16 protein-coding genes and 1 pseudogene are annotated in these 12,098 nt (G+C 62.4%); 11 read left to right on the forward strand and 6 right to left on the reverse strand.

The window, feature by feature from the left end; genetic code table 11:
• Window positions 1–330 precede the first annotated feature (330 nt).
• The 4 genes from FHT93_RS05095 (at window position 331) to FHT93_RS05110 (ending at window position 3,016) form a co-directional block, all read left to right on the forward strand.
• A complete protein-coding gene (locus FHT93_RS05095) occupies window positions 331–1,680 on the forward strand; it encodes a prolyl oligopeptidase family serine peptidase (RefSeq protein WP_183846463.1) in 1,350 nt (449 codons plus the stop codon).
• Between the two features lie 106 nt (window positions 1,681–1,786).
• Window positions 1,787–2,260, forward strand: a complete 474-nt coding sequence (locus FHT93_RS05100; protein ID WP_183846465.1) for a DUF3597 domain-containing protein — start codon at window positions 1,787–1,789, stop codon at window positions 2,258–2,260.
• A 199-nt stretch (window positions 2,261–2,459) separates the two neighbouring features.
• Window positions 2,460–2,738 (forward strand): CopG family ribbon-helix-helix protein, encoded by a 279-nt coding sequence (locus FHT93_RS05105; RefSeq protein WP_113117990.1) that lies wholly within the window; start codon window positions 2,460–2,462, stop codon window positions 2,736–2,738.
• Window positions 2,726–3,016 carry a type II toxin-antitoxin system RelE/ParE family toxin gene (locus FHT93_RS05110; protein ID WP_183846467.1) on the forward strand — a complete coding sequence of 97 codons (291 nt, stop codon included), beginning with the start codon at window positions 2,726–2,728 and terminating at the stop codon, window positions 3,014–3,016. The genes FHT93_RS05105 and FHT93_RS05110 overlap by 13 nt, the downstream gene beginning before the upstream one ends.
• A 65-nt stretch (window positions 3,017–3,081) precedes the next feature.
• On the opposite strand, the gene FHT93_RS05115 is transcribed toward FHT93_RS05110, so the two are convergent.
• Window positions 3,082–3,378: a YkgJ family cysteine cluster protein gene (locus FHT93_RS05115; RefSeq protein ID WP_018114409.1), complete on the reverse strand. Its 297-nt coding sequence runs from the start codon at window positions 3,376–3,378 to the stop codon at window positions 3,082–3,084.
• Window positions 3,379–3,527: 149 nt separating this feature from the next.
• Entirely contained in the window at window positions 3,528–4,217 is a 690-nt protein-coding gene (locus FHT93_RS05120) for a hypothetical protein (RefSeq protein ID WP_183846468.1), read from the reverse strand.
• Between the two features lie 175 nt (window positions 4,218–4,392).
• Between FHT93_RS05120 and FHT93_RS05125 the strand changes: the two genes are divergently transcribed.
• The 4 genes and pseudogenes from FHT93_RS05125 to FHT93_RS35995 all read left to right on the forward strand — a co-directional run.
• Window positions 4,393–4,656 carry a hypothetical protein gene (locus FHT93_RS05125; RefSeq protein ID WP_018114411.1) on the forward strand — a complete coding sequence of 88 codons (264 nt, stop codon included), beginning with the start codon at window positions 4,393–4,395 and terminating at the stop codon, window positions 4,654–4,656.
• Window positions 4,657–4,790: 134 nt separating this feature from the next.
• Window positions 4,791–5,309, forward strand: a complete 519-nt coding sequence (locus FHT93_RS05130; RefSeq protein WP_183846470.1) for a hypothetical protein — start codon at window positions 4,791–4,793, stop codon at window positions 5,307–5,309.
• A 181-nt stretch (window positions 5,310–5,490) separates the two neighbouring features.
• Window positions 5,491–6,333 carry an alanine--tRNA ligase-related protein gene (locus FHT93_RS05135; RefSeq protein WP_183847528.1) on the forward strand — a complete coding sequence of 281 codons (843 nt, stop codon included), beginning with the start codon at window positions 5,491–5,493 and terminating at the stop codon, window positions 6,331–6,333.
• Window positions 6,334–6,365: 32 nt separating this feature from the next.
• Window positions 6,366–6,577, forward strand: a pseudogene (locus tag FHT93_RS35995) (hypothetical protein); the annotation flags it as partial.
• Window positions 6,578–6,603: 26 nt separating this feature from the next.
• On the opposite strand, the gene FHT93_RS05140 reads toward FHT93_RS35995, so the two are convergent.
• The 4 genes from FHT93_RS05140 to FHT93_RS05155 all read right to left on the reverse strand — a co-directional run bounded on the left by FHT93_RS05140 (window position 6,604) and on the right by FHT93_RS05155 (window position 8,963).
• Complete coding sequence (locus FHT93_RS05140) at window positions 6,604–6,822, reverse strand: hypothetical protein (protein ID WP_112972756.1); 219 nt, start codon at window positions 6,820–6,822, stop codon at window positions 6,604–6,606.
• Window positions 6,819–7,571, reverse strand: coding sequence for a TMEM165/GDT1 family protein (locus FHT93_RS05145; protein WP_183846472.1), 753 nt, complete (start codon window positions 7,569–7,571; stop codon window positions 6,819–6,821). The genes FHT93_RS05140 and FHT93_RS05145 overlap by 4 nt, the downstream gene beginning before the upstream one ends.
• Before the next feature lie 274 nt (window positions 7,572–7,845).
• Window positions 7,846–8,664 carry a hypothetical protein gene (locus tag FHT93_RS05150; protein WP_246781544.1) on the reverse strand — a complete coding sequence of 273 codons (819 nt, stop codon included), beginning with the start codon at window positions 8,662–8,664 and terminating at the stop codon, window positions 7,846–7,848.
• A 29-nt stretch (window positions 8,665–8,693) separates the two neighbouring features.
• Window positions 8,694–8,963 (reverse strand): hypothetical protein, encoded by a 270-nt coding sequence (locus FHT93_RS05155; RefSeq protein ID WP_183846474.1) that lies wholly within the window; start codon window positions 8,961–8,963, stop codon window positions 8,694–8,696.
• A gap of 279 nt (window positions 8,964–9,242) precedes the next feature.
• Here FHT93_RS05155 and FHT93_RS05160 point away from each other — a divergent pair, with 279 nt between their 5' ends.
• From FHT93_RS05160 to FHT93_RS05170, 3 genes are all read left to right on the forward strand, one after another.
• Window positions 9,243–9,920, forward strand: coding sequence for a response regulator transcription factor (locus FHT93_RS05160; RefSeq protein WP_112543412.1), 678 nt, complete (start codon window positions 9,243–9,245; stop codon window positions 9,918–9,920).
• Between the two features lie 98 nt (window positions 9,921–10,018).
• Window positions 10,019–11,407, forward strand: coding sequence for a HAMP domain-containing sensor histidine kinase (locus FHT93_RS05165; protein WP_113209632.1), 1,389 nt, complete (start codon window positions 10,019–10,021; stop codon window positions 11,405–11,407).
• 174 nt (window positions 11,408–11,581) lie between these two features.
• The gene (locus FHT93_RS05170) at window positions 11,582–11,872 is read left to right on the forward strand and encodes a GIY-YIG nuclease family protein (protein ID WP_112972761.1); all 291 of its coding nucleotides are present in this window, start codon (window positions 11,582–11,584) and stop codon (window positions 11,870–11,872) included.
• The last annotated feature ends 226 nt before the right edge of the window (window positions 11,873–12,098 follow it).

The following is a 12,098-nucleotide window of genomic DNA, read 5'->3' on the forward strand; positions in this document are numbered from 1 at the left end:
CTTCGGGCACCTTCTCCCCGCGGGGTAGAAGGGGTATCGCGGCAAGGTCTTCCTTCCCATCAGACGTTACTTCGCCGGATATGGCGGCTGCCCCCTTCTCCCCGGCGGGGAGAAGGTGCCCGAAGGGCGGATGAGGGGGCTCCGGGCTCGCCTTGTCAGTCGTTTGACAAGACCCCGGCACTCACTCCGGATCCGCCGCCACGACGCAAGCACCGCATCGCCACGCGAGTATTTCTCCATCGCGCACCCTTCCTGACGCGTCTCCGCAACAATGCTAAAGTAAAATCCTCAAGCAATAGTCTGTGGGCCAAGTATCCGGAGGGGGATAGAATGAAGCTGACAAGAAAACAGTTCGGCATCGGCATGGTTGCCGCAGGTTTCGGGGCGGGAATGACTGCGCAGGCGACCGAAGTGCCGGACCAGGCCGCCAAGCCTCCGGCCGGGAACAAGCCTGCGGAAAACCTGCCGACGACGCCGATGGCAGCGCATCAGGCGAGCTATTTCTTCAAGAATTCCGCCTTCGAATATGTGCTCCTGACCAGTCTCGGGCGCGCCTATCACCAGGGCGGCAATGTCGGCAAGGTTCTCTATCTCACCCGCCAGATCGAGGACGGCAATTTCGACAGCGCCTACAGCGCCATGATATCAGCCGGCGACGAGGCGCTGACGATTGCGCAGGATTCGCTCTCCGGCCGCCACAAGGAAAGCGCCCGGCAGGCACTGCTCTGGGCGCAGAATTATTATGACAGCGCCACATACTTCGCCGATGGCACCGGCGATCCGACGAAGATCACCGCCGCCTGGCAGAAGATGGACGATTGCTGGCTGAAATCGCTCCCGCTCTTCGATCCGCCGATCGAAGAGGTGAGCATTCCCTATGAGAATACGGCGCTGCGCGGCTTCTATTTCCGCGGCAGGGGCACTGCGCAGAAGCGCCCGCTGCTGATCCTCGTCAATGGCAGCGATGGCTCGGCTCTCGACATGTGGATGATGGGAGCGGCCGGCGGCACCGCGCGCGGCTATGATTGCCTGACCTTCGACGGGCCGGGCCAGGGTTATGCGCTCTGGAAACAGGGCATGCCCTTCCGCCCGGATTTCGAGCATGTGGTAACCCCGGTCGTCGATTTCGCGCTGACGCTGCAGGGTGTCGATCCCGCGCGCATTGCGATCCAGGGCATCAGCCAGGGTGGCTATTGGGTGCCGCGCGCCGTCGCCTTCGAAAAACGCATCGCCGCTGCGATCGCCGATCCCGGCGTGACCGACGTCTCCGCCTCCTGGACGGCCAGCCTGCCGCCGCCGATGCTGGCGCTGCTGAACGCCGGCAGGAAGGAGGAGTTCGACGGCTATATGGCCAAGATGCTGGACCCGGCGACGAAGAACGCGCTTGCCTTCCGCATGCGACCCTATGGCGCCAGCTCCTATTTCGACGCCTTCAAGGCGACCATGGCTTACCGGCTGGATGATGTGGCTGGCAGGATCACCTGCCCGATGCTGATTACCGAGCCCGCCAACGAGGCCTTCTGGCCGGGGCAATCGCAAAAGCTCTACACGATGCTGACGGGGCCGAAGACGATGGCCGCCTTTGCGGTATCCGACGGGGCCGATCTGCATTGCGAGCCGGGCGGATACGGGCTGAGGGATCTGCGGGTATTCAACTGGCTGGACAAGGTTCTGGCGTGAGAACCGGGGCCTTTCGAACGATTGAGCCTCAGAACGACATCACCGCGCGGAACACCTGGCCACCCAGCGGCGTTTCCCCATCTTCACCACCGGAGGAGGGTTTCCCATGAGCATTCTCAACCGCATCAAGCGCGCCATTTTCGGCGAGGCACAAGCCACCGAGGCCGCAGCGCCCACACAGGCGCCCACCACCCCTGCCAGCGCAGCACCCACAGCCCCCGCCAGCGCGGCACCCACGGCAAGCGCACCGGCTTCGGCCGCGCCCGCTGCCCCCTCGCCGGCGCCGACCACCAATCCCTCACCTGCCCCGACCAAGGCGCAGCCTGTCGATATCGAGCAGATGCTGAACGCGGCCGTGAAAAAATCCGGCCAGAAGCTCGACTGGCGCCATTCGATCGTCGATCTCATGAAGGCGCTCGGAATGGATGCGAGCATGGCGGAGCGCAAGGAACTGGCCGGCGAACTCGGCTACACCGGCGATACCGGCGACAGCGCGAAAATGAACACGTTCCTCCACAAGGCGCTGATGAAGAAACTGTCGGAAAACGGCGGCAAGGTGCCGGCCGATCTCCTGGACTGAGTGCGAGCCGGACCGAGCGGCAGATGGCGTCGAGGCCCGGCACGGCGCGATCAAATTCAAATCCGCGGCCTGGTACCGGAGTGTTTTGAACCCGGGTTCAATCGTCTCCAAAATCTTGCGGCACAGATATTGTGATCGACTTTTGCGCGCGCAGAGCCTAGATTAGCGTAAGGTATTACCTTTGACTAAGGAGGCTCCTGTGGCATCGCCGACCTCGCTGAAGCTCGATGACGAGCTGAAGAGCCGCGTCCAGCATCTGGCCGAAGCCCGCCGCCGCTCCTCCCACTGGATCATGCGGGAAGCCATCGCGCAATATGTCGAGCGCGAGGAAAAGCGCGAGGCTTTGCGACGGCAGACACTCGACGCCTGGGATGAATTTCAGGCAACCGGGCTCCACGTCACAGGCGACGAGGTCGAGAAATGGCTTTCCAGCTGGGGAACTGACGACGAGCTGCCCGCACCCGAATGCCACAAGTAATCTTCTCGCCGGCAGCCATCCGAGACCTTCAGCGGCTGCGGGATTTCCTGGCATCGAAAAACCCGTTGGCCGCGAAGCGGGCGGGTGAGACGATCATTGCAGCGGTCAGAACACTCGGCCTGCATCCGCATAAAGGCCGCCTCATTGAGGACCTACCCGAGCATTACCGCGAATGGCTCATCGATTTCGGAGACAGCGGATATGTGGCCCGCTACCGCCTTGACGAGAAGACGGTGACGATCCTTGCGGTGCGGCACCAGAAGGAAGCCATGTTCTGATAGGAGTGACCTGCGTTTGCCGTGGCGAGATCAGGTTCCCCTGAAACAAGGTTCGCCCAAAACGGCTACGCCAGCCCGAAGGCCTTACGCGCCGTCGAACAGGCGTCATCGCCGGGAAGGCATGTGCGGCAGACGTCCGGCCTGAGGCCGTAGATCACGCATGATACTTGCGAACCGACGGTGCCCGAGAGCGCAGAGCAACGCTCTCCATCACAGCGCATGCCGGTCTGATCTGCCGAAACGAAATGCGCCGGCAGCAGATCGAGGTCCTCTTCGCTCTCAGTCGTGAACCTCGGCCATTCGCTCGAATAGGAACAGCACGCGCCGCAGGCCTGACAGTCTAGCTCTGTTGATAGGGTCATGGGTGGCTCTTACCACTGTATCGGCCAGGGATGCAAAGGCATCGGTGTTATGGCGGGCCGGCAACCAGGAACACGTTGGTCTTCTGAGAACCCGCGAGTCGTCGCCGGTGGCAGTCACGTCGCCGGCACCGGAAACAATACCGGCAGCCTCACTTCGCTTTCAGCGGCACCGGAAAATCGTTGCTGAGGTCGGCCAGGCACAGTTGAAAATCGATGGCCGTATCCTTCGAGCGCACCCGTTCCCCGTTCGACTTGACGTCCGTCACGTCGAGCTCGATCGGAACGGTGATCATCCTGTCCCCGTAAAACTGGTTGAAGGCAACACTGATCGCGTGAGAGGAACTCGTCGCTTCCATGAGGATTTTCAGCGCCGGGTCGGTTTCGAGGAGCATCGACGCGCTAACGGGCACCCTGGTGCCATATGGTTCCGAGCGCTTGTCCGGGTGGCTCTCCGTACCCGCCCCGATAAGATAGGCCTGCGAAGGCGCCGATGGCGTGAAATGGATCTCGCCATCCTCTCCCATCCAGGCCTCATCGACGATAAGGGTCAACGCAATACTCCAGAGGGAAGCTACGCCAGGCGTCTTCACGAAGAAACGGGTTTTGAGCAGATCGAGAGAGCCGGTCACCCGAAGATACTGTCCTGACCGATAGACATGATCCCTCGTGATCGCGACAAACGTATAGCTGCAGCCCCCAGTCCTGCCATCCTCCATCACCTGTGGTTCAGCCGCTGCATTCAACGTACCGTTCATGATATCGAGCAGCTCGCTCGCCTTTGCAGGCACCACCGCGAGGCAGGCCGAAAGCAATGTCCCGGCCAGCGAAATCCACTTCATGCCAATCCCCCGCCCCTTGATGACGGTGCACCATAAATGCCCGCGGCTGGTAGTCCAGCCCCCTCACGGCGACCACAAAAGAAATGCGCCCACCCATGCGGGTGATATCCACGTGCTTGTCCGAGGCGTAAAGTTTCTCCGGCCCTGATATCAGGAGCAGCAAGAGGAGGACGCAATGCCGACCATCCTGGCTCATCACGACGTCAAGGACGTCAAACACTGGCTCGCCTCACCCCGTCGCAAGCAAGTTTTCGAACCGATCGGCTGCACGAACATTCGCACCTTCGTCGATCCGCAATCGTCCAACAAGGTTGGCCTCGTCATGGACGTTGCCGACATGGGCCGGCTGGCGGAATTCATGAAGAGCAGGCAGGCGGCGGAGGCAATGGAATATGACGGCGTATTGCCCGAGACCCTGGTGATCCTCGTTCAGTCCTGACCAGGCAGCCTGGTTCGATCCGTCAGGGATCAATCGGTTCTGTCGGCGCACTGCGCCGGCAATCGATCCCCTCCGCCCATGCATCCTTTTTCCGCCTCGAACGTTTGAACTCCGTCAGCAAGAAGGAGACCGAAATGGCGAGCACGACAGGCAGGGACGCCATCGAAGGCATGGACGAGCTCAGGGACGCGAGCGAGCCGATGCTAGCCCCCGAACGTGAAAAGACCCCCGAACAGGAAAAGACCGATCAGCACGCAAACGCCGAGGGTTTTGCGAGCGAGGCCGAATACAAGGCCTATCTCGATGCGGTTGCCGAAGATGCGCCGGTCGAGGAAGTCATCGTCGATATCGAGCGCGCGGCAGCACGCGAGGAGCTCGAGCGGCAGATCGAGGATGTGCGTTACGAGATCAACAATCTGCGCGCCCGGCTGCATATCGTTCGCCATCAGGCGGGCACCGTGGTCGAGCAGAACCTGCGCTGGGCCGATGCCAGCGCCCATGCACAGCTCGGCGATTACCCCTGGCTGAAACTGTCGGGCGCCATGGCCGCAGCCTTCCTCGTCGGCAAGGCACTGCAGCAGCTGCCCTTCGGCTCGCTGGTGAGCGCGGCGGCACCGATGCTGATTGCGGCAGCGCGGGAGAGAAGAAGGTAGCGAGCGCCCTTTCCCCGATGCATGCTACCCTGCCCTGACCGACAGAGCTTCGCTCGGTGCCGGCAGGGCCCGCCGGTGGCGCAAAGCCAGCCGGGCGATCTTCTTGCAATCAAGGCGCGCTTTTTCTATCTTTGCTGCGGGCACTTGAACAAAGGAGGTTGCCTATGACACCGCGGGACGCCTGATCCAGGACTATCGTGACTACTGCCTTTCCAAAGGCATCGACTACGCATGCATTCGATCCGTACGGCCGCACGACGATACCACGCTCTTCTGCAGCGCCGGTATGCAGCAGTACAAGCCCCTCTTCTCCGATCCGTCCCACAAGGGAACCGTCGCAAACAGCCAGGCCTGTCTGCGCATGGGCGACCTCGATGAGATCGGCGATGGCACGCATTTCCTGCACTTCACCATGCTCGGACTATTCTCCTTCCGTCAGATGACGGTCGGCGAAGCGATCGATTTCTGGCTGGATTTCCTTGGGCTGCTCGGGCTCGCGCCCGACCATGTCACCATCCATCCCGACGGGCTGAAGGAATGGACGCCGCTCTATCGCGGCCGCGTGCCGATCATTCCCGATCCCGAATGCATATGGAGCGACGGCAGCATCAGCGGATACTGCACGGAGTTCTATAAGGACGGGATCGAGATCGGCAATATCGTCAATCCGTTGGGAACCTGCATCGACGTCGGCTTCGGCGCCGAGCGGCTGGACATGATCGTCAACGGCACCCCGCCCGGGACCGTCGCCGACAGGCTCAAAACCGCGATCATGACGATCATCGATAGCGGCTACCGTCCCGGCGGCAAGGAGCACGGCTATGTTCTGCGCAAGCTCCTGCGGCGCCTGCATGCCGTTGGCGGAATGCTCGACCATCCCTTCTTCCGTGAGGAGGTGGAGCGGCAGAGCCGGCTTGTCGAAAAGTACGAGCGGCTTCGCCACAAGCATCCCGACAAGTCACCGGAATGGTGGTTCGACACGCATGGCGTGGATGTCGAGACAATGCGGTCCTCGGGGGAGTGATGCCCGGCGCTTGATTGGGGAGGCGCTCCCCAATCTCGCTTGCCAGGCCTGATGACGGTGAGGTTGAGCCCGGAGCCCCCTCATCCGGCCCTTCGGGCCACCTTCTCCCCGCCGGGGAGAAGGGGTGCCGCTGCAACGCCTCGGCATCCGATCAAGTCGTCACATCAGAGACAGTGCCGCCGGTTTCCCCTTCTCCCCTTGGGGAGAAGGTGCCCGAAGGGCGGATGAGGGGGCTGCTGGCGCAAACCTCCCCGGCCTATCCCTGCGCCCTCACCGCCGAAACTTCCGCCGTGCCGCCCGCATCACGCTTTCCGCAAGGATGACAAGACACCCGACCATGAGCAGCACCGCGCCTGCGGCCGGGCCGATGAGTGCCGTTTCCACGGCAAGGCCGACGGCGAGCACCAGAAGCAGGCTGAACAGCGCCAGCGCCCCGTCATCGATGAACATGCCGATGAGTTCCTTGACGGCGATCCTGAGAATGCTCATCGGGCGGGCTCCATATGCGTGTCGTGATATTGGCGCAGCCGCTGCACGGCGATGAAGGAAAAGGCGGCGAGCAGGGCGAAGATGCCGATCAGCGAGAAATCCTCGCCCGGCCATGGGGCACCGATGCCCTCGCCTACCCAGAAGATGCCGAAAGCCGTCAGCAGCAGTCCGACCGTGAATTTCAGCGTGTTCTCCGGCACCGCGGACAGCGGCTTGTGCACGAGGAAGCCGATGACGAGCACGGCGATGCAGGCAATCAGCGCGCCGGCGCTCGCATAGGGCAGCATGCCGGGCCGCGCGCCCGTGGCGATCACGATGAACACCACTTCGATACCTTCGAGCAGCACGGCCTTGAAGGCGGCCGTGCCGGCGAGGAAATCGGCGCGCCGGTCGGCGGACTGTCGGGCCAGCGCATCGGTCTCGGCGGCAAAGGCCTTTGCCTCGTCATGCAGCGCGATGAAGCCGGAAGCGCGCAGGATCGCCTTTCTCAGCCACCGCATGCCGAACAGGATCAGCAACGTGCCGATGGCAAATTGCAGGATGTCGATCGGGACAAGGCCGAGCAGCGGGCCGAAGACCAGCACCAGCACCGCCAGCACTGATAGCGCCAGTCCCGTGCCGATAAAGGCCGGCCGCCAGCTCTGCGTGACGCCGACCGCAAGGATGATGGTGAAGGCTTCCACGACTTCCACGAAGGAGCCGAGGAAGGAGGCTGCCATTGTCGAGGTTATGCTAGTTATCGTCGTCATCGTCTGCTCGGTTTTCCTGGGTCTCGATCCGGACTGGCCGGTTCCACGGCCAGGAGAATGCCAGCAGCAATCCAGCCATGTCTATCGCACTTATGGCTCGGTAGACACCGGCTTTGTCGGGCGGGAGGATTGGCATGTGGCGGGCGCAGGTCCTGCCAAGGCTGTAGGTCAAGGACCTGTCCTGCCCTTTTCCATAACCTGCAAATCCGTAAGCGCCCCCCTCGCCCTGCATGCCAGACGCATGACAGGGCGAGGCGGGCACATCGGGCAGCCCTCAACGCAATGGCTCTCCCGGGCTGCCTTCGATCTCGGGTTCGTAGTTGAAGCTCATGTAGATGACGATGAAGATGATGATCGCGAGGAACATCAGGCTCGTATAGATCGTGCCGAGCCCGAGGCCGCCATAGTCCGATGGCTGCGAGAGATAGTCGCCGAGCGAAGCGCCGAGCGGCCGGGTGAAGATATAGGCGAGCCAGAAGGCCAGGATGCCGTCGAGCCTGAGCGCGAAATGCGCGAAGGCGATGGCGGCGATGATGGCGCCGAAGATCAGGCCCGTGGTGATATAGCCGAAGCCGAAGACTTCGGAGATCAGGTCGCCGACCGCCGTCCCCAGCGCGAAGGTGAAGAGCACCACCAGCCAGTAGAAGGCTTCACGCCGCGCCATGAAGATCGAGTGGATCGACAGCGTTCCCTCCCTGGCCTTCCACAGGATGAAGGTGATGACGAGCGCGATCGAGAAGAAGATGGTCGAACTCAGCAGCGGCACGCCGAAATTGTCGGTGAGATTGTCCGTCACCAGCGTTCCGACAACGCTGATCAGCACCACCGCCAGCCAGTAGACCGAGGGGACGTAGCGCCGCTGGGCGAACTGCAGCACGATGGCGCCGATGAGGATCGCCGTCATGATGATGGAGGTGACCGTCAGGCCGAGGCCCATATTGACCGCCAGATAATCGGCGGCGGTCTCGCCCATCGTCACCGCCATCAGCTTGATCAGCCAGAAATCGACGGTGACGCGCGGCACACGGTTGATGTCATCGACAGGCATGTTCGCCAGCCTGTCCGCCAGCCTGTCCGTTCGTCTTTCTGCCATTGGATCTCTCCTTGCGGCTTGCGTTCGGGTCACTTGCCGATCAACGCCATGGCTTCGGTCAGGAACTTGTCCGAGCGGGTGTCGTCATCGGCATTGCAGCGCTCGACCGCTTTCGCTTCGAGATCGTTGACCTTGGCCATGTCGGCATCGCTGAGCGTGGCCTTCGCCTTGGCCGCCCGCATGTCCCTCAGCATGTCCTCGCAGGGCACGGTCGCGGCATGGGCGGGCATGGTGACGGCCATCAGACCGCAGATGGCGATGACGAAGGCATCGAGACGTGTCGTGGGGGGCGTCTTCATGGGATATCTCCTTGAATGCGGCGACCGGCGCCGCCTGCTTGAACAACGGTGGCTTCACGTTTTCCGCCACCCTGTCCGAACTTCTAGCCGACGGCCCATACACGGCCTTTGCCGGGAAGATACGGTTTCGTAAGAAAGGTCGGCTGCCGGAAAAGCCGGGATCGGATCGATCCCGCCTGCTTACGAATCCGTAAGAATTCGATAAGGTGGCGGACACAATTCTGCGCGAATTGTGCGGCGTGAGAGTAATCTTCCGATCGTGAAAGGTTTGGACAGACCATGCGCATTCTCGTCGTCGAGGACGATCAAAGGACGGCCGATTTTGTCGCTCGCGGCATGATCGAGGCGGGCCACGTCTGCGACGTCATCGACGACGGGCGCGACGCACTTTTCCAGGCGACACGGGAGCCATATGACGTGCTTGTCGTCGACAGGATGGTGCCTGGCCTCGACGGGCTGTCGCTGATCAAGGCGGTGCGCGCCGCAAGGATCGGCACGCCGGCGATTTTCCTCACATCCGTCAGCGGCGTCGACGACCGCGTCGAAGGGCTGGAGGCCGGCGGCGACGATTACCTCACCAAGCCCTTCGCCTTTTCCGAACTGCTCGCCCGCGTCAACGCGCTGGCGCGCCGCCCGCCCGTGCAGGACCAGAAGACGGTGCTGCGCGTGGCCGATCTCGAACTCGACCTGGTGCGCCGGCAGGTGACCCGGCAGGGCCAGGCGATCGAGCTGCAGCCACGCGAATTCACCCTGCTCGAAGTGCTGATGCGCGGCGAAGGCCGGGTGCTGACCCGCACCATGCTGCTCGAACGCGTCTGGGATTTCCATTTCGACCCGAAGACCAGCGTCGTCGAAACCCATGTCAGCCGGCTGCGCGCCAAGATCGACAAGCCTTTCGACATTCCGCTGCTTCATACCGTGCGCAATACCGGCTACAGCCTACATGCGCCGCGCTAGAGCATCGGACCGAAAAGTGTGGAGCGATTTTCGGATAATCCGATGCTGAAGCAAAAAGCATCGGACCGAAAGGTGTGCAGCGGTTTTCGGACAATCCGATGCTGAAACAAAAAGCCGTTTCCGGGAAAAGCTCCAGGCTGCTGCGCAGTACGCCCTTCCGGCTGGCGCTCGCCTTCGGCCTGCTCTTCATCCTGGCCTTTCTGGTAGCCGGCATCATCACCTACCAGCTCCTGAAGCGCGATCTGGCCCAGGCGCTCGACGATTCCGTGCGCGAGACCTATTCGGTCGTCGCCTCCACCTATTCACCGGCCGATATCGAAGACCTCGTCGCCGCTGTCGCAGCCTATGCCCGCCTCAACAATGCCGAGGACAGCATTTTCCTGCTTTCGGGCGACAAGGGTAAGCGGCTTGCCGGCAATGTCTCGCCCTTTGCGGCGCAAGACGGCCTTTCGACCATCGAGTCCGGCGACATCGGCCAGAAGGGCGATGATCGCATCCGCATCCTGGCGGGCACCGTCGGCGGCAACCGGCTGATCGTCGGCGAGAGCTTTGCCGAAACCGAGGATCTGGAACGGATCGCGCTGATGAGTTTCGGCTGGGCGACCGGCGGCATCGTGCTCCTCGCCTGCGGCGGCGGCGCCTTTCTCGCCGCCCGCGCCCAGCGCCGGCTCGACGGCATCGAGCGGGCGATGAGCGACGTTTCGGCCGGCGATCTTGCGCGGCGCATTCCGCTCGAAGGCAATGGCGACGATATCGATGTCGTCGCCGCCCATATGAACCAGGCGCTGGACCGGCTGTCGGCCCTCGTCGAAGGCATGCGGCAGGTCAGCGCCGATATCGCCCATGACCTGAAGACGCCGCTCAACCGCCTGAAGATGACCGTCGAGCAGGCGATCGAACAGGGCGGGCGCGGCGAGGATGTCCGGCCGCTGCTGATCGACGCCCGCGAGGAAAGCGACCGCATCAATGCCACCTTCGAGGCGCTGCTGCGCATCTCGCAGATCGAGGCCGGCGCCCGCAAGGCGCGCTTCCGCCCGGTCGACATCAGCGACATCATGGCTTCGGTTGCGGAAATCTACTGCGGCGTTGCGGAGGATAACGGCCAGTCGCTTGACTTCGCCGCCAGACCCGCCTCCCCCTGCATGGTCAATGGCGACCGCGAACTGCTGACCCAGCTCTTCGTCAACCTCGTGGAAAACGCCATCAACCATTGCCCGCCGACGACCAGGATCACCCTTGCCCTGCAGGCCGGCGATGACGGCTTTGCGGCCGGTATTTCCGATGACGGCCCCGGCATTCCCGAAGCCGAGCGCGAACTCGTCTTCCGCCGCCTCTACCGCCTCGACAAGAGCCGCACGACATCGGGCAGCGGCCTGGGCCTCAGCCTCGTCAAGGCGATCGCCGACCTGCACGCCGCCCGCATCACGCTGACCGACCGCCATCCAGGCCTTGGCGTTACGCTTGTTTTTCCTGCGCAGCAGGGATGAGACTGGCGCTGGTGACGGTTTGGTCAGACCAAGGCTTCGAAGCTTTCTTTGGAGTTGCGCGGCACGCCCCCAAGCTCCCTCATTCCTGTGCTTGTCACAGGAATCCAGCCGGCTTGCGTCTGCAAGCCGAAAAGACTCTTGAAAAACAGCAGCGGAATACGCCATCCTTCAACCATGAAGGGTTATGTCTACATCCTCGCGTCGAAAAGAAACGGCACGCTTTATACCGGCGTAACGCGTGATATCGCTGGTCGTCTGTTCGAGCACCAGAACGAACTGACGCCGGGTTTCACCTCACGTTATGGGGTGAAGACGCTGGTCTGGTTCGAGGAATACGACCTGCTGACGACGGCGATCACGCGAGAGAAGACGATCAAGAAGTGGCCGCGGCAATGGAAGCTGAACCTCATCGAGCAGAACAATCCCGAATGGGAGGATATTTCCTGGCATCTGATGGGATTGTAGCTTTGTTGCCGGATCGGAGTCTCCCGCCGCGTGGACACGCGGCTGCTGGATTCCTGTGACAAGCACAGGAATGAGGGAGGATGGGGGGCCGCTCGCCAAAAGGGAGCCGAATGCTCTTTTGAGTTCCACTTTACGGCCGCTCGGTACAGCCGCGATATTTGGGCCGCGCCATCGCCTGCCGGACCCAGCCGCCCTCACCCGTCCCGATGCATATCCATCGGCCGAG

The sequence above is a fragment of the Rhizobium sp. BK379 genome (assembly GCF_014193955.1).
In the GTDB taxonomy this organism is placed as follows: Bacteria; Pseudomonadota; Alphaproteobacteria; order Rhizobiales; family Rhizobiaceae; genus Rhizobium.